General features: G+C 63.2%; 20 protein-coding genes and 1 pseudogene. 12 read left to right on the top strand and 9 right to left on the bottom strand.

The features are described from left to right. Positions 1–105: 105 nt before the first annotated feature. Positions 106–558, top strand: coding sequence for a hypothetical protein (locus NKI73_RS07630; RefSeq protein WP_352628251.1), 453 nt, complete (start codon positions 106–108; stop codon positions 556–558). A gap of 153 nt (positions 559–711) precedes the next feature. Here NKI73_RS07630 and NKI73_RS07625 read toward each other — a convergent pair whose 3' ends face one another. The 3 genes and pseudogenes from NKI73_RS07625 to NKI73_RS07615 all read right to left on the bottom strand — a co-directional run bounded on the left by NKI73_RS07625 (position 712) and on the right by NKI73_RS07615 (position 3,085). Continuing rightward, positions 712–1,686, bottom strand: a complete 975-nt coding sequence (locus NKI73_RS07625) for a WD40 repeat domain-containing protein (RefSeq protein ID WP_352628250.1) — start codon at positions 1,684–1,686, stop codon at positions 712–714. Between the two features lie 148 nt (positions 1,687–1,834). Next, a pseudogene (locus NKI73_RS07620) lies at positions 1,835–1,978 on the bottom strand (type II toxin -antitoxin system TacA 1-like antitoxin); the annotation flags it as partial. Positions 1,979–2,035: 57 nt separating this feature from the next. Then, a complete protein-coding gene (locus NKI73_RS07615; protein ID WP_352628249.1) occupies positions 2,036–3,085 on the bottom strand; it encodes a CobW family GTP-binding protein in 1,050 nt (349 codons plus the stop codon). A gap of 198 nt (positions 3,086–3,283) precedes the next feature. Here NKI73_RS07615 and NKI73_RS07610 point away from each other — a divergent pair, with 198 nt between their 5' ends. Together NKI73_RS07610 and NKI73_RS07605 are read left to right on the top strand one after the other, a co-directional pair. Next, the gene (locus NKI73_RS07610; protein ID WP_352628248.1) at positions 3,284–4,027 is read left to right on the top strand and encodes an intradiol ring-cleavage dioxygenase; all 744 of its coding nucleotides are present in this window, start codon (positions 3,284–3,286) and stop codon (positions 4,025–4,027) included. A 217-nt stretch (positions 4,028–4,244) separates the two neighbouring features. Then, entirely contained in the window at positions 4,245–4,715 is a 471-nt protein-coding gene (locus NKI73_RS07605; RefSeq protein WP_352628247.1) for a MarR family winged helix-turn-helix transcriptional regulator, read from the top strand. A gap of 23 nt (positions 4,716–4,738) precedes the next feature. Here NKI73_RS07605 and NKI73_RS07600 read toward each other — a convergent pair whose 3' ends face one another. Further along, positions 4,739–5,611 carry an AraC family transcriptional regulator gene (locus tag NKI73_RS07600; protein ID WP_352628246.1) on the bottom strand — a complete coding sequence of 291 codons (873 nt, stop codon included), beginning with the start codon at positions 5,609–5,611 and terminating at the stop codon, positions 4,739–4,741. Positions 5,612–5,661: 50 nt separating this feature from the next. Between NKI73_RS07600 and NKI73_RS07595 the strand changes: the two genes are divergently transcribed. From NKI73_RS07595 to NKI73_RS07575, 5 genes are all read left to right on the top strand, one after another. Then, the gene (locus NKI73_RS07595; RefSeq protein ID WP_352628245.1) at positions 5,662–6,069 is read left to right on the top strand and encodes a DUF2000 family protein; all 408 of its coding nucleotides are present in this window, start codon (positions 5,662–5,664) and stop codon (positions 6,067–6,069) included. Between the two features lie 194 nt (positions 6,070–6,263). Continuing rightward, entirely contained in the window at positions 6,264–7,148 is an 885-nt protein-coding gene (locus NKI73_RS07590) for a DMT family transporter (protein ID WP_352628244.1), read from the top strand. A gap of 78 nt (positions 7,149–7,226) precedes the next feature. Further along, positions 7,227–8,249, top strand: a complete 1,023-nt coding sequence (locus NKI73_RS07585) for a LacI family DNA-binding transcriptional regulator (RefSeq protein WP_292180338.1) — start codon at positions 7,227–7,229, stop codon at positions 8,247–8,249. After that, complete coding sequence (locus NKI73_RS07580; protein ID WP_352628243.1) at positions 8,246–9,229, top strand: 2-hydroxyacid dehydrogenase; 984 nt, start codon at positions 8,246–8,248, stop codon at positions 9,227–9,229. Before NKI73_RS07585 ends, NKI73_RS07580 begins: the two co-directional genes overlap by 4 nt. An 82-nt stretch (positions 9,230–9,311) precedes the next feature. After that, entirely contained in the window at positions 9,312–9,716 is a 405-nt protein-coding gene (locus NKI73_RS07575) for a hypothetical protein (protein ID WP_352628369.1), read from the top strand. Here the strand turns inward: NKI73_RS07575 and NKI73_RS07570 are convergent, their stop codons facing one another. After that, positions 9,717–10,490 carry a gamma-glutamyl-gamma-aminobutyrate hydrolase family protein gene (locus NKI73_RS07570; RefSeq protein WP_352628242.1) on the bottom strand — a complete coding sequence of 258 codons (774 nt, stop codon included), beginning with the start codon at positions 10,488–10,490 and terminating at the stop codon, positions 9,717–9,719. Between the two features lie 267 nt (positions 10,491–10,757). Between NKI73_RS07570 and NKI73_RS07565 the strand changes: the two genes are divergently transcribed. Further along, entirely contained in the window at positions 10,758–11,867 is a 1,110-nt protein-coding gene (locus tag NKI73_RS07565) for a TRAP transporter substrate-binding protein (protein ID WP_352628241.1), read from the top strand. Between the two features lie 241 nt (positions 11,868–12,108). On the opposite strand, the gene NKI73_RS07560 is transcribed toward NKI73_RS07565, so the two are convergent. The 4 genes from NKI73_RS07560 to NKI73_RS07545 all read right to left on the bottom strand — a co-directional run bounded on the left by NKI73_RS07560 (position 12,109) and on the right by NKI73_RS07545 (position 16,602). Then, positions 12,109–13,137: a zinc-dependent alcohol dehydrogenase family protein gene (locus NKI73_RS07560; protein ID WP_352628367.1), complete on the bottom strand. Its 1,029-nt coding sequence runs from the start codon at positions 13,135–13,137 to the stop codon at positions 12,109–12,111. Between the two features lie 19 nt (positions 13,138–13,156). Beyond that, positions 13,157–14,923, bottom strand: a complete 1,767-nt coding sequence (locus tag NKI73_RS07555; protein WP_502905606.1) for a TRAP transporter large permease — start codon at positions 14,921–14,923, stop codon at positions 13,157–13,159. Then, positions 14,923–15,507, bottom strand: a complete 585-nt coding sequence (locus NKI73_RS07550) for a TRAP transporter small permease subunit (protein ID WP_352628239.1) — start codon at positions 15,505–15,507, stop codon at positions 14,923–14,925. The genes NKI73_RS07555 and NKI73_RS07550 overlap by 1 nt, the downstream gene beginning before the upstream one ends. Before the next feature lie 189 nt (positions 15,508–15,696). Next, positions 15,697–16,602, bottom strand: coding sequence for a branched-chain amino acid ABC transporter permease (locus NKI73_RS07545; protein ID WP_352628238.1), 906 nt, complete (start codon positions 16,600–16,602; stop codon positions 15,697–15,699). 150 nt (positions 16,603–16,752) lie between these two features. Between NKI73_RS07545 and NKI73_RS07540 the strand changes: the two genes are divergently transcribed. From NKI73_RS07540 to NKI73_RS07530, 3 genes are all read left to right on the top strand, one after another. Further along, the gene (locus NKI73_RS07540) at positions 16,753–17,364 is read left to right on the top strand and encodes a CGNR zinc finger domain-containing protein (RefSeq protein ID WP_352628237.1); all 612 of its coding nucleotides are present in this window, start codon (positions 16,753–16,755) and stop codon (positions 17,362–17,364) included. Next, entirely contained in the window at positions 17,357–17,893 is a 537-nt protein-coding gene (locus NKI73_RS07535; protein ID WP_352628236.1) for a hypothetical protein, read from the top strand. Before NKI73_RS07540 ends, NKI73_RS07535 begins: the two co-directional genes overlap by 8 nt. A gap of 220 nt (positions 17,894–18,113) precedes the next feature. Continuing rightward, on the top strand, positions 18,114–21,608 hold the full coding sequence (locus NKI73_RS07530; protein WP_352628235.1) for an indolepyruvate ferredoxin oxidoreductase family protein: 3,495 nt from the start codon (positions 18,114–18,116) through the stop codon (positions 21,606–21,608). Positions 21,609–21,742: the final 134 nt, after the last annotated feature.

Genomic DNA, 21,742 nt, shown 5'->3' with positions numbered 1-21,742 from the left:
TGGCCGCGCATCTGTCCTGCATTGGCTCAGCCCTTGGCAGCGGCGCTTGACCGTGCCGCCGAAGTCAGCGCCAATATGAGCGGGAACTAAGGTGGGGGAGCAAAAATGCGGACGATCATCTGTGTGGCAACGCTTCTGTCGTCGGCCAACGCGGCCTTCGCTTCAGGCGGCATCTGGTGCAACGTCGACGATAAGGCGGTGACGTTCGACGTCGGTGCCGGCGTCACCAGAGGCATGGGCGGCCCGACCTTCAACTTTCGCGGCGATCTCGAGATCAAGGCGAGGCCGGTCGGAGACGATCTGCGCAAGACGGTGTTCGAGGATTCCAACCTGACCCAGTATTGGCTGGACGGCAAGGAATTGCGGCTGAACATCTACCGCGAGCATCAGCTCGCAGATACCTACAACTATGTCGAACTGACGATCCTGACCAAGACCAGCGACGAAGGCGTTTATGACGGGCAGTACACGCTTGCCGTCTACGACAATGCCGCTGACGTGGACAACGACGGCAAGACGGTCGAACTGACCGGCAAGGTCTCCTGCGGGGCCGAATAAATCCTGAACTAAGGTGTGTTGAGATTCAGGTCAGGCCGAGCCGAAAATGATGGCTTTCGAGAACCGGAGCGGAGCGGACATTTGGGTCCGTGAGCACCGGAAGCGCAGAAAGCCGTTGTTTGCAGGCCGGCATCACCTGAATCTCAACACACCTTACGCCGTGATGTCGATGACGCCGCAATCTCCGGCGGCACTGCCGAAGGCGACACGGCGCTCTTCCTTGTCCCACATCATCGAGGTGATGGCGCCCTTGCCCGGTCGCCGCAACAGCACTTCCTTGGCGTCGGCGAAACGCACCGCCATCACCATGCCGTCATCATAGCCGACGGCGACGACGTCCTGGCTCGGATGGCAGGCGACAGCAGTCACCATGGCATTGCCGCGCGTGCCGAGCTCCAGCGGGGCCTTGCCCATGGGGCCATCCTTGCCTGAAAATGGCCAGACGATCGCCGCCGGCGCGCCGGAACTCGCCAGCCACTTGCCCTTCACGCTCCACGACAGGCTTTTGACCTTGCCGGGATAACCGGTCATGCGCATGTGCTTGCCGTCGGCGAGCTTCCAGCCGTGCAATGCGTTTTCCTGCATGGTTGTGACCAGGAAGGCGCCATCGGGCGAGAAGGTGATGCCGGTGTGAGCGCCGGCCCATTCGAGTTCCACCGGCTTGCCTTCGGCGGCCGGGAAATGCAGCGTCGCGCCATTATAGCGGGCAACGCCGAAGCGCATGCCCTTGGGCGAGAAGGCCAGCCCCTCGACCGAACGCGGATGGACGAATTCCCGGGTCTTGCCGTCGGCGAAACGCACGAAGGCGGTCTTGCCTGAGGCATAGGCGATGGCGCCTTGTGGCCCGGCGGCAACGCTGGTGACCCATTTCTTTCCGGCACTGGTCAGTTCGGTGGCCTCGCCGCCCGTTTTCACGGCAAACACCTTGCCATCCTCGCCGCCGGTGATCAGCCGATCGTTGGCCGCATCATGGAAGGCGGCGAGCAGTCCGTCATTGGCCTGGATTGTCTTGTGGCCATGGTCGAGCCGATGGACGGCGCCGTCGGCCATCGCGAAATGCGGCACGTCGCCAAGGAAGACGGCGGCGATGCAATGGCCTTCGAGATCAAGCGGGGCGACTGTGGGCATGGGTTATCTTTGTTCGCTGGACGAGATTGCAGAGGCGGCTTACTCGACGTTTCCCGCTCCGGCAAGCATGGTGGCAACCGTAAGGGTGGAATCGAAGGTTACCCGACCGCGCTGTTCTGCGATCGGCTTCCGCACCAAGAGGGAAACATCACAGCGTGTTCGGCAACATCGCTATCGCTTTGCGTAGCTTGGCGTTGGGCTTGGGCGGGCGCTCGAGCAGATCGAGGATACGCGCGAAATCGGCAGCAGATACCGTCACTGCCTCGGCCGCGTCGATCGCGGCCTGGGTTTCATGCTCAGTTTTGCAATCGGCGGATCTAGGCATCACTTCCTCCCTGCCAAACAACCATTACGCCTGGCAGGCGTCAAAACTCTTCTTCAGCCGCTCGGCATCCAGTTCGCGGCCGATGAACACCAGGCGGCTCTCGTGCTTTTCGCCGTCCTTCCAGGCGCGCTGATGGTCGCCCTCGATGATCATGTGCACGCCTTGGATGACATAGCGCTCATCATCGCCCTTGAGCGCGATGATGCCCTTCAGCCGCAGGATGTTGGGACCTTCCATCTGGGTGATCTTCTCGATCCACGGGAAGAATTTCTTCGGGTCCATCTCGCCGCCGCGCAACGACACCGACTGCACAGTCACGTCATGGATGTCGGAAGCATGCGCGTGATGGTGGTGGTCGTGCCCGTCATGATCGTGGTGATGATGATCGTGATCGTCATGATCGTGGTCATGGTCGTCATGCGCCTCGAGGAAATGCGGATCGTTTTCCAGCGCCCTGGACAGGTCGAAGGCGCCGCGGTCGAGCACTTCCGATAGTGCGACGCCGGCACGGGTGGTGCGATGGATCCTTGCCGCCGAGTTGATGGCGCGGATCGTCGCTTCCACCTTGGCGAGTTCTTCGGGGGTGACAAGATCGGTCTTGTTGAGCACGACGACGTCGGCGAAAGCGATCTGGTCCTCGGCCTCCCTGGAATCCTTGAGCCGCAGCGGCAGGTGCTTGGCGTCGACCAGCGCCACCACCGCGTCCAGCCTGGTCTTGGAGCGCACGTCGTCGTCCATGAAGAAGGTCTGCGCCACCGGCACCGGATCGGCGAGCCCGGTGGTCTCGACCACGATGGCATCGAAGCGGCCGGGCCGGCGCATCAGGCCCTCGACGACACGGATTAGGTCACCGCGCACCGTGCAGCAGACGCAGCCATTGTTCATCTCGTAGATTTCCTCGTCGGATTCCACGATCAAATCATTGTCGATGCCGATTTCGCCGAACTCATTGACGATGACGGCATAGCGCTTGCCGTGGTTTTCCGACAGGATGCGGTTGAGCAGCGTCGTCTTGCCGGCGCCGAGATAGCCGGTGAGAACGGTTACGGGGATCTGCGTCTGTGCGTCGCTCATGGCTTGCCTCGAAGGTGCTGGGCCTTGGAAATACGGCCTCGAAACGGATTGTCGGTTCCATATAGGATGTGTGCCGGGCTTTTGCACGGGGCAAACCGATGGGCCAAACCGGCTTGCCGACATTACCGGATTTTCATTGGCGAGAGCTGCTATGACGGATTAGATCACGACGCGGGAGGCCAATTCGAGAGGCATGATATGTCCGGCAAGCCATCCTCCTCATCGTACAGCCGGCGCCAGGCGCTCGGTTTGATCGCGGTCACCGCCGGCGGTGGTGCCTTCCTGCCTGCCGCCGCAATGGCCCAGTCGTCGGCGACCCAGGCCTCGCCCTATGCCGGACTGGCCCTGTTCGAAATCGGCGCCGGCGTCTGCGCCATTACGCCTGAAGTGACCGAGGGGCCGTTCTATTTCGACCCGAAACTCGAACGTGCCGATGTCACCGAAGGCAAGAAGGGCATTGCCCTTGCTGTCCGGCTGCAGGTCGTCGACGCGGCCTGCCGCCCGCTTGCCGGCGCTCGCGTCGATATCTGGCATTGCGACGCGCAAGGTGCCTATTCCGGCTATCCGGGGCAAGGTGACGGCAGGGACGTCGACACGTCGGGCCAGACCTTCCTGCGCGGCTGGCAGAAGACCGATGCAAGCGGCATCGTTTCCTTCGCCACCATCTATCCCGGCTGGTATCGCGGCCGCACCACCCATATCCATTTCAAGGTCTTCCCCGACGACAGTTCGGTGATGACCGGCCAGTTGTTTTTCCCCGACAGTCTGAGCGAGCAGATCTTCACCACGGTCGCGCCCTACAATGACCGGCCCGGCAAGCGCGACACCTCGAACGCTAGTGACGGCATCGCCAGGCAGGCCGGACCGCTGTCGCAGGCCGCACTGCGCGAGGTGGAGGATGCCTATCAGGCGCTGATGATCGTCGCGATGAAGCCCGGCTGAGCGGCATTCCCTCACGCACCCTATTCGCAACCAAAACTCCGGCCGTGAAAACTCGTTTGTCATCTAACTGAAATAAACATCTGGCATTAGCCACGGCGGACACCACAATGCTTGCCGGCAAAGCTGTTTGAAGCGCCGGAATCTTTTTGATCGTCGATTGCCAACCGGCCGGCTGCCTCTATGCTGCCCGCACCGGTACGGCCGAAGAGGGATGACCATGGCCAAGGCGGACAAGACTGCGACAATGAGCCGGCTGCATTCGGCGGCAAGGCTGGCAAGAACCGCGCTGGCGGCAAGGCTTCTGGCGCACGGCTTCTATGCCGGCCAGGATCAGATCATGCTGTCGCTCGACCGTGAAGACGGCCAGACGCCTGGCAATCTGGCCGGACGCCTCGGCGTGCGCCCGCCAACCATCACCAAGACCATTAACCGGCTGCAGGCCCAGGGTTTCCTGGAGAAGCGCGCCTCGGAGGCCGATGCCCGCCAAGCGCATATCTTCCTCACCGACGCCGGTCGCGACATCATTCACGCCATCGAGAAATCGGTGAAGAAGACTGAAAAACAGGCGCTGAAAGGCCTCGACAAGAAGGACCAGAAGGCACTGTTCAAGCTGCTCGCCCGCATCGAGGCCAACCTCTCGAACGAAGAGCTGGCGTTGATCGATGACGACGCCGAGACGGACGACTAATCGACGCATCGGGCGGCAGGCGATCAGGCCGCCGTTGCGGCGGATCCATGGATCAGCGACGACCAACGCCCCGGCGTCATGCCGAACGCCTTCTTGAACTGCCTGATAAAATGGCTCTGGTCGCTGAAGCCGGCTTCGACCGCGATCTGCGCCAGTGGCTCGCCGGCGGCGATCATCCGCCGCGCGCTCTGAAGCCGGCGCATCACCAGGAAGCGATGCGGGCTGGTCGAGAAGGCGGCGCGGAAATGCCGTGACAGGGCATAGCGGTCGAGGCCGGTTATCGCTTCCAGTTCGCCCGAACGCACCGGCCGGGTCATGTTTTCCGTCAGATAGTCGCGCGCCAGCGCAGCCGCTCGCCACGCCGTCCTGGCCATCGGTTTCGCCGGCTGGCCGGCATGCCTGGTCAAGCTTTGCATCAACTGCACGAGGAAGTCGTCGACGAACAACTCGTCGAGTTCCTGCTCCAACGGCCCCAGCGCCGAAAGCAGCGTTGCGCAGAACGTGGCGTCCGTCACCACGCCATCCCTGACAAATGGCAGCGACACGCCGCCAAGGCAGTCGAGCATCAGTGACGGCTCCAGATAGAGCATCCGGTAGCGCAGGCCGTCCTCGGTGCCGGCGCCGCCGTCATGCAACTCGTCGGGATGCAGCACGATGATCTGGTCGCGCAGGCTGTGGCGCGCCGCACCGAGATAGCGAAATGTCTGCACTCCGTGCAGCGTCACCCCGATCGCATAGGTGTCGTGGCGATGCAGGTCGAAGGCGCTGCCATGGAAGCGCGCCTCGATGCGCTCCATGCCGGCGGGGTCGGGAGCGGAGATGATGCAGTTTTCCGCCGCATCGACGCACAAACGTCCAAGACCCCTAAAGGCCTGGCTGTCTAGATCGTGCGACATCGTCTCCTTCAGCCTCGCATTGAGGTGCAACTTCGAATGGTCAATGTCTCATGTTCGACACGAAATTTGCAATCGTACTGCGGGAAGATCTGCCGGTCTGGCAAAAACTCAACGTCACGGCCTTTCTAACCAGCGGCATCGTCGCGCAGTTTCCGGACATCATCGGCGAGCCCTATCGCGACCGCGTCGGCAATCTCTACAATCCGCTGTCGATCCAGCCGGTCATCGTGCTGTCCGCGGACCAGGCGACGCTGGCTACGATCCACCGGCGTACCCTGGAGCGCGGCGTGACGAGTTCGCTCTATGTCGAGGAGATGTTTTCGACCGGCTTTGACGCGGCCAACCGAGCCGTCTTCGCCGAATTCGCGCCTGAAGACGCCAAGGTGGTCGGCATCGCGTTTCGCGCCGACAAGAAGCTGGTCGACAAGATCACCAAGGGCGCCCGCATGCATGCCTAGCCCTTCAGACACTACGCCTGCCGGCGGCTCTTGTTGTGCCAGCCGGCTTTCGGGTCGCGACAGCCGACAATTGGCTTGCCGGCAGGCGACATTTCCCGCAAAGGTGGATTTCAGCCCAGCTCCCACCCGGCCTGCAAGTGAGTGCTCCCCAAAGACATCTAGAAAGCGCGACGCCGCCGGTGGCGATCCTGTGCATGCTTTCCACCTATGTCTTCTTCACGTTCCTTGACACCAGCAGCAAATATCTCGTCCTCGCCGGTGTCTCGGTGCTGATCGTCGCCTGGGTGCGCTTTGCCGTGCATGTGGTGCTGGTCGGCGCGCTGCTGCGCGGCTGGCGCGAGCCGGCGCGGTTTCGCCCGGGCAACCTGCCGGCGCATGTCCTGCGCGGCCTGTTCCTGTTCGGCTCGACCATATTCAACGTCCTGGCGCTCAGATCCCTGCAGCTGGCCGAGACCACCTCGATCTATTTCTTCGGGCCGATGGTGATCACGGCAATGGCCGGTCCGCTGCTTGGCGAGTGGGCGGGCTGGCGCCGCTGGCTGGCGATCCTGGCGGCCTTCGCCGGGGTTCTCATCATCACGCGGCCAGGCGTCGGGGTTTTCGGCATCGGACATCTCTTCGCGCTCGGCTCGATGCTGTCGAACTGCTTCTACGTCATCATGACCCGCCGCATGTCGGCGACCGAGACGTCGGAGAGCCTGATCCTGTTCTCGGCGCTGGCACCGGCGCTGCTGCTGTTGCCCTTGTTGCCGTTTTCGTTTTCGCTGCCGCATGACGGCTGGCACTGGTTCGTGCTGCTCTTGCTCGGCGTGTTCGGCGGCGTTGGCCACTGGCTGCTGGTCCAGGCCTACCGGCTGGCGACGACCACGGCGTTGGCGCCCTATCCCTATTCGCAGATGGTGTGGATGATCATTTCCGGCTGGATCGTCTTCAAACAGTTTCCCGACCGCTGGACACTGGTTGGCGCCGCCATCATCGTCGCCAGCGGCCTCTACATCGTCCACCGCGAGCACCGGCTTCGGCTGCAGAGCCGTGCGGCCTCGGATGTCGAGGCGGAAGCGCTGGCAAAAAAACTTTGATTTGCCCCCGATCGGTGGCATAACGCCGCCTTTAAACAGTTTAGGTTTGCATTCAGGTCGTTCGGGGAGCGCAAGTCGCTGGCACAGAAAATCAAGCTTTCGACGATCGCGGATGCGCTCGGCGTGTCCACGGCCACGGTCTCGCTGGCGCTGCGCGACAGCCCTCTGGTTGCCGGGACCACCCGCGACCGCATCAAGGAACACGCCCGCGCCATCGGCTATATCTACAACCGCCGCGCCGCCAGCTTGCGCACCTCGCGTTCGGGTATCGTCGGTGTCGTCGTGCACGACATCATGAACCCGTTCTTCGCCGAGATACTGCGCTCGATCGAAAGCGAGCTTGACCGCAGCCGGCAGACCTTCATCTTGTCCAACCACTACGATCAGCTCGAAAAGCAGCGCACGTTCATCGACACGCTTTTGCAGCTCGGCGCCGACGGCGTCATCATGTCGCCGGCCATCGGCACACCGGCTTCCGACATTGTTATGGCCGAGGAGAACGGCCTGCCGGCGGTGCTGATCGCGCGCACCGTCGAGGGCGCCGACGTGCCGGTCTTTCGCGGCGACGACTCTTATGGGACAGGCCTCGCCACCAATCATCTGATCTCGCTCGGCCACAAGCGTATCGCCATGATCGGCGGCACCGACCAGACCTCGACCGGCCGCGACCGCTACCAAGGCTATGTCAACGCCATGGACGCGGCCGGGCTGGAAGTCAGGCCATCCTGGCGCATCGCCGGCCCGCGCACCAAGCAGGCCGGTTTCGAGGCCGCCGGGCAGTTCCTGGCGCTGAAGGACAGACCGACGGCTGCCTGCTGCTGGAACGACCTTGTCGCCATCGGCCTCATGAACGGCATTGCCCGAGCCGGCCTGGTGCCTGGCGTCGACATCTCCGTCACCGGCTATGACGATCTCGAAGAGGCGGCGATCGCGACGCCGGCGTTGACCACCGTCTGGAACGGACAGCGCGAGGTTGGCCGCCGCGCCGCCAGCGCGCTGCTCGACAAGCTCAACGGGCAGACGGTGCGGCCCTCGCAGGAATTGATCAAGCCGGAACTGCATGTGCGTCAGTCGACCGGCAAGCCGGTGGAGCGTGCATGACCAAGGCCGAACAGTTACAGACCGTCGCCATTCTGGTGCCGGGCGATTTCAACGATCATGCGATCGACCGCATCGATCACACATTCAGGCGTGTCCCGATCGAACGCGCCGATCCGTCCCTGGTCACCGACGAGATGCGCAGCAACGTGCGTGGCATCGCTTCATTTGCCGGCATCAACGCGGCAATGATGGATGCGCTGCCCAATCTCGAACTCATCGCTTCCTTCGGCGTCGGCTATGATTCGGTCGATGTAGGCCATGCGGCGGCGAAGAACATCATGGTCACCAACACGCCTGACGTGTTGACCGAGGAGGTCGCCGACACCGCCATCGGGCTGCTGATCAACACCATCCGCGACCTGCCGCGTGCCGAAACCTGGCTGCGTGACGGCAACTGGCTGCGCAAGGGCAACTATCCTTTGAGCCGGCTGACCTTGCGCGGGCGAAAGGTCGGTATCTTTGGCATGGGCCGCATCGGGCAGGCCATCGCCCGACGTCTGGAAGCCTTTGGCTTGCCGGTCGCCTACCACAATCGGCGCCATGTCGAAGGCCTTTCCTATCAGTATCACCCGACGCTGAAAGGGCTTGCCGAAGCCGTCGATACCCTGATTTCGGTTGCGCCAGGCGGCGCCTCGACGGAGAAGGCGGTCAATGCCGAAGTCCTGTCGGCGCTCGGCGCCAACGGGGTCTTCGTCAACATCGGCCGCGGCAGCACTGTCGATGAGACGGCGCTTGCGGCAGCACTTGCCACCGGCACCATCGCCGCTGCCGGCCTCGATGTCTTTGCCGACGAACCGAACGTGCCCAAGGCGTTGCTCGACGCGCCCAACACCTCGTTGTTGCCTCATGTCGGTTCGGCTTCGGACCACACGCGCCGCGCCATGGCGGATCTGTGCGTCGACAATCTGGTGTCCTGGTTCACCGAGCGCCGGCCGCTGACACCGGTGCCGGAGACGGCGAATGTGAGGGCTAGAAACTGATCGGTGGCCGCCACATTTATTAACGTCAGCTTAACCCTTTGGAATCATTGTTCAACCTGTCCGTGTACGTGGATGAAGAATGATGAAAGCACTTTCCGCATTGATCGCTGCCGCAGCGCTGTTTGGCGGCGTTCAGTTGTTTCATGGCGGCAGCAGTGAAAGTGCCGCCGACGAGGTCGCGCCTTCCAACAGCTACAGGCTGGTCGCCAATGGCGATGAGGCGGCCTGTGCAGTCAGCCGCGGGGCCGAAATTTCGGACGGCCTGTCCCTGCTCACCGTTGCTCCGAAATGCCGTCGTCTCCTGCCGGGTATAGAACAGGCGAAGTTCTGGCGTGAGCAAAACGACGGCTCGGTTGCCTTCAGCGCCAATGGCATCGATCCGATCGTCACCTTCGCTGTTGCGGACGGCGACGGCTATGAATCCTATGCCCAGGCGGCGCCACTTCTGTCACTGGCGGCCGCCGGTGGTTCGGAATCCGGCGACTGATTATTCCGCTGCGGCTCGCGCTCCGGCTTTCGCCGCCGCATGCAACCGCACGGCATCGCCGAAGGCGCGGAAAATCTTCACTGAGTTGCTGTCCGACTTGACCCAATATTCCGGATGCCATTGCACGCCGACGGCGAAGGCGCGCGAGTCGCGCACCGAAACCGCCTCGACCGTGCCGTCGTTGGCGACCGCCTCGATCTGCAGCTTCGGGCCGAGCCGGTCAATCGCCTGGCGGTGCAACGAATTGACCTTGATGTCGCCGGCACCGAACACGCCGGCCAGGCAGCTGCCTGGCTTGATCGAAATCGTCTGGTGGATGGCGAAGCGTTCGTCCTGCTTGTCGCTCACCGGCGCGCGGTGGTCGAGCGAACCCTCGCGCTCCTGAATCTCGGTGCCCAGCGTGCCGCCCAGCGCCACGTTCATCTCCTGGATGCCGCGGCAGATGGCGAGCAGTGGCACGCCGCGCTCGATCGCCCGGCGGATCAGCGGCAGCGTCGTGGCGTCGCGCGCCGGATCATAGGGGCCGTTGGCTTCGCTGGCATCGCCGCCATAAAGCGAGGGATGCACATTGGATTTCGAGCCGGTGACCATGACGCCGTCGACCGACGACAGAAGTTCGTCGAAGTCGAGCCGGTCGCCGAACGACGGCACCAGCAGCGGGAACACGCCGGCGCCGGTGATCGCCGCTTCCAGATATTGCTGTGGGGCGGCATGCCAGGTGTAGTTGTCGAACTGACGGACGTCGGTCGATATGGCGACGAGCGGCTGATGCATTTTTGGCTCTGTTTTCCAGCTGGGCAAGGGATGTACTGCCTCTAAAATAGGCGATCCCTGGATATTTTTCCATGACAAGTTTCAGCATGTCGCATGGGCCACGGAACGGCCCGTTAGACTATAGTTGCAGGGCAGCTGGGCTTCGCCGTCAAATCGGGCTGGCATGCTGGACTCGACTTCTTGCCTGTGTATTGTTTCGAGCGAACCGATATGGGAATCGAGGATATCCCCGAACGTCGGTCTGTTGATCCAAAAGGGAGGAACTTCATGGATCGTCGTTCATTCATTCGCAAGGCCGGTGTCACCGGCGTCGGTGCCGCAGCGGCAGCGGCCACGCTGGCGGCGCCTGCAATAGCCCAGTCCAATCCCAAGGTGACGTGGCGGCTGGCATCGTCCTTCCCGAAGTCGCTCGACACCATTTATGGCGGCGCCGAGGTGTTCTCGAAGATGCTGTCGGAGGCCACCGACGGCAACTTCCAGATCCAGGTCTTCGCCGCAGGTGAACTCGTGCCAGGCCTGCAGGCCGCCGACGCCACCACGGCCGGCACGGTCGAAGCCTGCCACACGGTGGCATATTATTACTGGGGCAAGGACCCGACATGGGCGCTCGGTGCGGCGGTTCCCTTCTCGCTCAACGCACGCGGTATGAATGCCTGGCACTATCATGGCGGCGGCATCGACCTGTTCAACGAGTTTCTCGCCACGCAGGGCCTTTTCGGCCTGCCGGGCGGCAACACCGGCGTGCAGATGGGCGGCTGGTTCCGCAAAGAAATCAACACGGTGGCCGACCTTTCCGGCCTCAAGATGCGCATCGGCGGTTTTGCCGGCAAGGTGGTGCAGAAGCTCGGCGTCGTGCCGCAGCAGATCGCCGGCGGCGATATCTATCCGGCGCTGGAAAAAGGCACCATCGACGCCGCCGAATGGGTCGGCCCCTATGACGACGAGAAGCTCGGCTTCTACAAGGTCGCGCCCTACTACTACTATCCCGGCTGGTGGGAAGGTGGCCCGACCGTCCACCTGATGTTCAACAAGGCGAAATACGACGAGCTTTCGCCGACTTACAAATCGCTGTTGCGCACCGCGGCACAAGCCGCCGACGCCAACATGCTGCAGAAGTACGATTATCTGAACCCTGCGGCGGTGAAGCGGCTGGTGGCCGGCGGCGCGAAACTGCGCCCGTTCAGCCAGGAGATCATGGTCGCCTGTTTCGAAAAGGCCAACGAGGTCTATGCCGAAATGGAAGCCTCCAACGCCCCGTTCAAGAAGATCTGGGAATCGATCAAGGGCTTCCGCAAGGAGCATTATCTCTGGGCGCAGGTGGCCGAATACAATTACGACACCTTCATGATGGTCCAGCAGCGCAACGGCAAGCTGTAGCGCCATCTGAGAGACCTCGGGCTTGCGCCGGCTAAAGTCTGCGCCGCCCCTCATCCGCCTGCCGGCACCTTCTCCCCGTATGGTGACGGGGAGAACTGGCAGCGGCCGCCGCGCCACTGCAACGCGGGTCATTGGCGAAATCGGCGATGAAAGCATCCTTCTCCCCGTACGGGGAGAAGTGCCCGGCAGGGCGATGGGCGGCGCAGACGCTTGTAACTAACAATCTGGGGCGGGTAGCCACTCAGCTTCGGCGGGGCACCACCAGCACCTTGACCTCGCCGGGCGCTTGCGGATTGGCAATCACCGCAGCCGCGTCCTCGAGCGCCACCTGCCTGGAGATCAGCCTGTCGATCTCGATCGTACCGGAAGCGATGAGTTCGGCGGCGCGGCGATGAGTGTAGGGATTGAGGAAGGAACCGAGCACCTTCAGTTCCCGGAACAACAGGTCGAAGGGCTCGAACTCCGCTTTCATGCCTTGCGGTGTCACGCCGACGATGACGACGGTACCACCGGCGCGGGCCATGCGCATTGACTGCTCGACGGTCTCTCGCACGCCCGCGCATTCGAAGACGACGTCGACGCCACCTGGCACGAGGCCCGCTGGCCCGGCGATGGCATCGATGACATCCGTAGCGCTCGGATCGACCGTCGCTGTGGCGCCGAGATCTTCGGCGAGCGCGCGCCGCGAGGCTTGCCTGGTCGACAGGATGACGGTCGTGGCTCCCGCCAGTCTTGCTAGCTGCACCGTGAGCAGGCCGATCACGCCGCCGCCAAGCACGACCGCCGAGCTGCCTGGTCTGATCGCGGCAAGGTCCACGCCATGCAGGCAACAGCCGAGCGGCTCGCAGAACGCACCGTGCATGGGATCCAGGCCCGCGGGCAGGACAAAAGCCTGCTTCTGCGGCAAGGCAAGATATTCGGCAAAGCCGCCGTCGCGATGGATGCCGATGGCCCGCAGATTGCTGCACAGGTTGACCCGCCCGGCATGACAATGCGCACAACGCCCACAGGCGATGTTGGGGTCGCCGGTGACGCGATCGCCGACGGCAAAGCCGGATACGGATTTGCCGATCGCCTCGACGATGCCGGAGAATTCATGGCCGGGCGTCACCGGCGGCGTGCACGGAAATTCGCCGTGAAACAGATGCCGGTCGGTACCGCAGACGCCGCAGGCTTCGATGCGCACCAGAAGGTCGTCCGGCCCGATGTCAGGCTTGTCGACTTCGCGCAGCGCGATGCTACCCACCGCCTCCAGCCGAACCGCCTTCATCACAGTCGCCATGGCGGTCTCAGTTGAAGCTTGGCGGTTGCGACAGATCCGGCTGCGGTGCTGCCGGTTGGGCCGGCGGCGCCTCGCCGAAGCTCGGCGGTTGCGACAGATCGGGGGCAGCGGGAGCGGCCGGTGCCGTACCACCCGGCTGTGTACCGAGCGGCGACAGGCTGGGGGCCTCCGGTACCTTGTAGTCGATCGTGCCGGGATCCACAACGGTGCCTTTGTAATGCATCACCATTTGCGGGAAAGTGATGGTCAGCCCGATCATGATCACCTGTATGCAGACGAAGGGCACCGCGCCCCAATATATCTGCCCGGTGGTCACCGGCGCGATCTGCTTGCCGGTGAGGCGGTCGAGATAGGGCACTCGGGCGGCGACCGAGCGCAAATAGAACAGCGCGAAGCCGAAAGGCGGATGCATGAAACTGGTCTGCATGTTGACGCCCAGAAGCACGCCGAACCAGATCAGGTCGATCCCGAGCTTGTCGGCGGCCGGCGCCAGCAGCGGCACGATGATGAAGGCGAGCTCGAAGAAATCGAGGAAGAAGGCGAGGAAGAAGACGAGCATATTGACGCCGATCAGGAAGCCGACCTCGCCGCCCGGCAGCGATGTCAGCAGGTGTTCGACCCAGATGTGGCCGTTGACGCCGTAGAAGGTCAGCGAGAACACTCGCGCGCCGATCAGGATGAACAGCACGAAGGACGACAGCCGCGTCGTCGAGGTCAGCGCCTGCTTGACCACGTCCAGCGACAGCCGGCCCTTTGCCGCCGCCATGATCAAGGCGCCGACGGAGCCCATGGCGCCGCCCTCCGTCGGGGTGGCGATGCCGAGGAAGATGGTACCCAGCACCAGGAAGATCAGCGCCAGCGGCGGGATCAGCACGATGATCACCTGCTGCGCGAGCCTCGACATCATGTTGAAGTTCAGGCCTTTGTCGGCAATGGCCACAATGTAGATGAAGAGCACCCCGGCAGTGGCGCCGAGAATGTCGGCATTGTCGCCATGCGCCGGCGCGAGATAACGATACGCCGCATAGGAAACCGCTGATGTGACCGCCAACGCCACCAGCAAGGACATCACGCCATGGCCGAGCTTGCGGGCCTCGAGCGGCAGCGCCGGCATCGAATTCGGCCGGATGAAGGACATGATCAGGATGTAGGACATATACAGCCCGGTGAGCACGAGGCCCGGGATCAGCGCGCCGGCATACATGTCGCCGACCGAGCGGCCGAGCTGGTCGGCAAGCACGATCAGCACCAGCGAGGGCGGGATGATCTGGGCGAGCGTGCCAGACGCCGCGATGACGCCGGCCGCCACGCGCCGGTCATAGCCGTAACGCAGCATGATCGGCAGCGAGATCAGGCCCATGGCGATGACGGAAGCGGCTACCACGCCAGTGGTCGCCGCCAAAAGTGCGCCGACAAAGATCACCGCATAGGCGAGGCCGCCGCGGATCGGCCCGAAGAGCTGGCCGATCGTGTCGAGCAGATCCTCTGCCATGCCCGATCGTTCAAGCACAATGCCCATGAAGGTGAAGAACGGAATGGCCAGCAACGTGTCGTTCGACATTACCCGGCTGCCGTAGAAATTGTCCGGCAGTGCGTGCAAAAGCGGCCAGGCGAGGTTGATCGAGCCACCGGAATAGGGCGAGAGGAGCACGCCTATGAAGAAGAACATCAAGCCGTTCGCGGCCAGCGAAAAGGCGACGGGGTAGCCGATCAGCAGGAAGATGATCAGCGAAGCGAACATGATGGGCGCCATGTTCTGGGCGATGAACTCCATCACGAGCGCACCTCGTCAGCCAGTGCCTTGGCTTCGAGCTCGGCCTGCTCATGCACCGATATGAATGGATTGGGATCGTCCATGTCGCCGCGCATGATGGCCATCTTCTTGATGATCTCGGATATGCCCTGGAGCGCGAGCAGGAAGAAGCCGACCAGCAGGATGGCTTTGGCCGGCCAGATGATCAGCCCGCCGGAATTGTTGGACATCTCGCCGCTGCGAAACGAGAGTGACACATAGGGAACGAAATAGATCACCATCAGCGTCACGAACGGCATCAGGAAGAGGATATGACCAAGCAGGTCGATCCAGTGCTGCACACGGCGCGTGAACAGGCCGTAGACGATGTCGATGCGGATATGTTCGTTCTGCCTCAGCGTATACGCGGCGGCCAGCATGAAGGCGGCGCCGAACAGATACCACTGCAGTTCGAGCCAGGCGTTCGAGGATATGTCGAACACCTTGCGGATGATGGCATTGGCGGCGCTCACCAGGATCGCCAGCAGGATCAGCCACGACACCCATTTGCCGATGAATTCGTTCGCGCGATCAATGGTTCTGGATAGAGCGAGCAGCTCTGCCATGCATTCCTCCCTTGTACCGGAGGCGTGCCGGCTTCCCCTTCTTGTCCGTCACGCCGCGTGGTCCAACGGTATGCCGCGCGTGGACTGACGGGTCAACAAGGATAGCGGCGGCAAAATATCATTGCACCGAAGAGCTGGGCGGATACTGGCTCTCTGCCCCCGCGTCATGCAACCAAAGTCTGATGCGGTTCAGGCGATCTTGCCGGTGTCGCGGCCGGCGCCGATCAGCACTAGGATCGCGACCAGGAAGAGATACATCCACGCATCGCGCCATTCGACCGGGAAGTAGCCGGCCCACAGCGATTCGGCCATGCCGAAAGCCGCCGCGCCCAGAGCCGCCCGCGGCGGCGAGAGATAGCCGCCGACCGCCGTCACGAACAGGATTTTCAGTCCGTAGACGAGGCCGGAGCCGAAGCTGACATTGCCGTAATAGAGGCCGGCCATGACGCCGGCCAGAGCGGCGCAGAAACCGCCGAACAGTACCGCACGCCGGAACACCGCGCGCACGTCGACGCCGCACATCGCCGCTGCCCTGGGATCGTCGGAGACGGCGCGCCAGCGCCGGCCGAAGCTCGAACGGGCAAATGCCCAACTGGCAAGCGCGATTGCCGCCAGCACCACCGCGCAATCGATGAGCTGGATGAGTGTCAGCGTCGCCTTGAAGGTCGCGCCCTGCGCGAAAACGATGGGCTGCGCCAGCATAGGCGGCAGCCATAGGTCGTGTGTATCAGCGGCGATGCGGCTTGCTTCCGACAGGACCAGTAATATGCCCAGCGTCGTCACCACGATCGCGTTGGGTGTACGGTCGGCCAACGGTTCGAAGACGCTGCGCGACAAGACGTGGCTGAGCAGCGCGGCATAGAGGAATGCCGTGACGACGCCGAGCGCCACCGCCGCAAGCAGTGTCAGCCACAGCACCTGATAGCCGAAGGCCGCGGTGAGGATCATCATCTGGCCGCAAAAGGCGAACAGCGCACCATAGGCGAGGTTGGTGCGGTGCAGGATGCCGTTGGTCAGCACATAGCCGAAGGCGAGCAGCGCATAGAGCGCGCCCGAATGCAGTCCGTTCAGCACCTGTTGGAAAAAGTAGAGCATGCAAAAACCTCGAGGCATGTCGCCCAAAAGTGCGAAGCGGTTTTGGGACAACGACATGCTCAAAACAAGGCTGCGGAGACCGCGCCTAATAGAGAAGTTGCATCGCTGAATCTAACTTGTCAAATGCGATTTATCGGTTAGATTTCCGGCATGACGGTATCCTGGACTCCGCACCGCTTCACCGGCGGCCTGCTTGCGCTCGACACGGCGAACACCGTCGTGCTGCGCGGCGATCCGCAGAGGTCCTTCGACCGCTTCGATGATCCGGCCGAGATTGCCCGCTTCGCCGATGCGGCGAGCCGCTTTCGCGCAGCCGAGCTTGGTGGCAGGCCGCTGGCAGCACCGTTACCGGAGACGATTGCACCTGTCGTGCTGTCGATCCGCGAGGCGACGGACCGGCTGTTTCGCGGTGCGGTGTCGAAGGGCTCGGTTGCTGCCTCCGATCTACCGGGATTCCTCAGAGCCTGCGCCGATGGCCTGGCCGACAGCACGACCGAGATCGGTGCGCCGGGAAGGCCGTTCGGCGATCCGGTGACGCCGCTCGCCTTCGAGACGGCGCTGGCGGTTTCGGCGCTCTCGCTGCTGCGCGACGATACCGCCGCAAGGCTCAGGATCTGTCCCAATTGCACCTGGCTGTTCGTCGACAGGAGCCGCAATTCCAGCCGGCTCTGGTGCGACATGGCGGTGTGCGGCAACAGGCAGAAGGCAAGTCGTCACTATCGTCGCCGCCGCATGGCAGCCAATGAGGTCAAGGATGCTTAGAGCGTTTTCCCGTTCGATCATTGTCGGCGCGGTACTCGTTGCCTCCGTCGCGCTCGGCGCCTGCCGCGATACCGGCGATGACCAAGGCAAGCTGTTCGAGATTTCCGGCAAGATATTCGTCTTCAACTACCGCTTCGCCAGGGCGACCTATGTGGTGACGCTGCGGCCGCTGAAGCCGATGGCAGAGGGTCAGATGGCGGTCGCCAGTTTCCAGGATCCCGCCGGCGGCGCGCCATTGGTGGTTGAGCAGAAAGTGTGGCCGAAGCTTAACAAGGTGACCCTGGAGAGCCCGGCGCTGACCTGCGTCGTCAAGAACAAGCCCTATGCGATTGCCATCAGCATCAAGGGGACCGACGGCGCGGTCCTGCAGAAGATCGACACCACGTTGATGTCGACCGAAGACCAGTCAGTGCTGCCCGACCGGCCTTTGGTCATCGACCAGCTCTATACCGCCAATCCCGATCTCGCCGGCCATCCCGACGGCAAGCTGCCGGGCGAGCCGAAGCCGGATTGCTCGAAGGGCAGCTGACGCGTCGCTTCCAGCCCTGATCGCTGCTGAAATTTTCGTGCGCCGGAAACGCCCGCGGATCGGTTTCGTGCCGGATTCAAGATGGCCAGGGACTGTTCGTCGCGCGTTGCCTGGCACCTGCGATTTTGTTTGACCTGCCTTGCAAGGGAAGAAAGGATGCGTCATCCGACCCCGACGTTGGCTGCCTGCCCCCGTGCGGCCTCCGCAGAGGAAATTCCTGATGACGCTGCATGACGTCGCGCTCGACGACAAGTTCGATCTCGCAAAGGAGCGCATCTTCCTGTCCGGCGCGCAGGCGGTCATCCGCATGCTTCTGATGCAGCGCGAGCGTGACCGCCGCGCCAGCCTAAATACGGCCGGCTTTGTCTCCGGCTATCGCGGTTCGCCGCTCGGCGGCCTCGACATGCAGCTGTGGAAGGCCAAGAAGCAGCTCGCCCAGGCCGACATCGTCTTCCAGCCAGGCCTCAACGAGGAGCTGGCCGCCACCGCTTGCTGGGGCGCGCAGCAGACGGAACTGCTGGGCGAGGGCACCCATGACGGCGTCTTTTCGGTCTGGTACGGCAAGGGGCCGGGCGTCGATCGCTCCGGCGATGTGTTCCGCCATGCCAATCTCGCCGGATCGTCGAAACATGGCGGGGTGCTCGCCTTGATGGGCGACGACCATATGGCCGAATCGTCGACCAACGCGCATGCCACCGAATTCCTGTTCGTCGACACGATGGTTCCGATCCTCAACCCGGCCGGCGTCCAGGAGATCATCGATTACGGGCTCTACGGCTTTGCCATGTCGCGCTTTGCCGGCACCTGGGCGGCGATCAAATGCGTCAAGGACAACATCGAATCGACAGCCTCGGTCGATGCCTCGCTCGAGCGGCTGAACATCGTCGTGCCGGATTTCGACATGCCGCCCGGTGGTCTCAACATCCGCCACGAGATCGACATGCTCGGCCAGGAGGAGCGGCTGCATGAGCATAAGCGTGCCGCGGCTTCCGCCTTCATCCATGCCAACGGGCTGAACCGCATCGTCTATTCGGGCGGCCGCAACCCGAAGATTGGCATCATCACGCTGGGCAAGAGCTATCTCGACGTTCGCCAGGCGCTTGAGGACATCGGCATCGACGAGGCGGCCGCCAACCGCATCGGCGTGCGGCTGTTCAAGGTCGGCTGCCCTTGGCCGCTCGACCTGCATCATATCGCCGACTTCGCCCGCGGTCTCGACACCATCATCGTCGTCGAGGAGAAGCGCTCGCTGATTGAGGTGCAGCTGCGCGAGAGCCTTTACGGTACCGCCACGCAGCCGGTCATTATCGGCAAGAAGGACGAGCGCGGCGACTGGCTGTTCCCGGCCAAGGGCGCGCTCGACCCCAACGAGATCGCCATCGCGCTTGGCGAGAGGATCGTCAGGACCATCGGTCCGTCCGAGGAAATCTCGGCCCGAGTGGCCAAGCTGCGCCAGTTCCAGGCAATGCTCGCCGACGCCACCGACATCGGCTCGCGCACGCCATTCTTCTGTTCCGGTTGCCCGCACAATTCGTCCACCAAGGTGCCGGACGGCTCGATCGCTGCAGCCGGCATCGGTTGCCACTTCATGGCGCTGTGGATGGACCGCAACACGCTCGGGTTCACGGCGATGGGCGGCGAGGGCGCGCAATGGGTCGGCCAGGCGCCGTTCTCCAAGCGCGAGCACATCTTCCAGAATCTCGGCGACGGCACCTACAATCATTCCGGCACGCTGGCGATCCGCTTCGCGCTGTCGACCGACGCCAACATCACCTACAAGATCCTCTACAACGATGCCGTCGCCATGACCGGCGGCCAGCCGCACGAAGGTGGCCTGACCGTCGACATGATCGCCAGGCAGGTGCGGGCCGAGGGCGTCGCCCGCATCGCCGTCGTCACCGATGAGCCCGACAAATATGCCGGGAAGGTCGAATTCCCGGCCGGCGCCACCATCCATCACCGCGATGACCTCGATCTGGTCCAGCGCGAACTGCGGGACGTCAAGGGCGTCTCGGTGCTGCTCTACGACCAGACCTGCGCCGCCGAAAAACGCCGCCGCCGCAAGCGCGGCACCTTTCCCGATCCCGACAAGCGCGTCTTCATCAACGAACTGGTCTGTGAAGGTTGCGGCGATTGCGGCGTGCAGTCGAACTGCGTCTCAATCCAGCCGGTCGAGACGGAATTCGGCCGCAAGCGCAGGATCGACCAGTCGAGCTGCAACAAGGATTTCTCCTGCGTCAACGGCTTCTGCCCGTCCTTCGTCACCGTGCACGGCGCCAAGATCCGCAAGGCCGAAGGCCTTGCCGGCAAGGCCAACCCGCTCGACGGCGTACCGACGCCCGCCGAATTCCCGCTTGGCGAACAGGGCTGGGCGGCGATCATCGACGGTGTCGGCGGCACCGGCGTCGTCACGGTCGGTGCGGTGCTCGGCATGGCCGCCCATCTCGAGGACAAGGGCTGCGGGATGATCGACATGGCCGGCCTCGCCCAGAAGGGCGGTTCGGTGTTCACGCATGTCCGCATTGCCCGCACTCCGGACGACATCCATGCCATCCGCGTCTCGGCCGGTAAGGCCGATCTCGTGCTTGGCTGCGATCTCGTCGTGTCGGGCGCCAAGAAGGTGCTGACCGCGGTGCGCGAGGACCACACTATCTTCCTCGCAAACACCGCCGAGATCATGCCCGGTGAATTTGCCCGTTCGGCTGATTTCTCGTTGCCGATAGAGCGGCTGAAGAAAGCGATCCGCACCGCTGCCGGGGACGACAAGGCGCATTTCTTCGACGCCACCCGCACAGCCACGGCACTGTTCGGCAACTCGCTCGGCGCCAACATGTTCATGCTGGGCTTTGCCTTCCAGCACGGCGGCTTGCCGCTGTCCGCCGAAGCGGTCGAGAAGGCGATCGAGCTCAATGGCGAAGCCGTGGCGATGAACATTGCCGCCTTCCGCTGGGGCCGTCGTGCCGCCCATCAACCGGACTTCGTGCGCGGCCTTGTCGCCCAGCCGGGCCCAACCGTCGCTGGAAAGCCCGGTCAGCCTGGGACGGTTGCCGAGACGCTGGACGACATCATTGGCCGCCGCGCCGCCTTCCTGACCGCCTATCAGAACGCCGCCTATGGCAAGCGCTACTCCGAAAGACTGGCCGTTTTGCGCGCCGCCGAAGCGAAGGCCGTGCCTGGTTCGACCGCGGTGTCGGAAGCCGCCGCGAAGAACCTGTTCAAGCTGATGGCGATCAAGGACGAGTACGAGGTGGCGCGGCTCTACACCGATGGCTCGTTTGCCGCCGAATTGGGCAAGCAATTCCAGAGCTACGACAAACTCGAATTCCATCTCGCACCGCCGATCATGGGCCGCCGCGGCAACGACGGCAAACCGAGGAAATCGAGCTTTGGCCCCTGGATGATGAAGGGTTTTCGCGTGCTGGCGGCGATGAAGGGCCTGCGCGGCACGGCCTTCGACCTGTTCGGCTACACCGCCGAGCGGCGCATGGAGCGACAGCTTCTGGCACAGTACGAGGCGGATCTGGAGCTAATCGTCAAATCGCTGGCGCCGGGTAAGGCCGATGCGGCGGTTGCCCTTGCCTCGGTGCCGGCCCTCATTCGCGGCTATGGCCATGTCAGGCAGGCCAGCGCCGAAAAGGCAGCCGGCGAGCGCTCCCGGTTGCTCCAGCGCCTTGCAAACGCACCGGCGGGGCCGGCACTTCAGGCCGCCGAATGAAGGCCTTGTTTACCTGAAGCTTGATTTCCTGGTCTGTCCTGCTTTTGCGCTCCTTCGCAGCCGAGCCAAAACCACTGTTCTAAGCCTTTCTTAAGGCGGATGTGGGATGACGAGGCCTAGCGTTGGGCCGACGA

Source organism: Mesorhizobium sp. M0496 (genome assembly GCF_040321205.1).
GTDB lineage: Bacteria > Pseudomonadota > Alphaproteobacteria > Rhizobiales > Rhizobiaceae > Mesorhizobium.
Note: the sequence above shows the minus strand (reverse complement) of the source record. Positions and strands in the feature narration are given on the sequence as shown.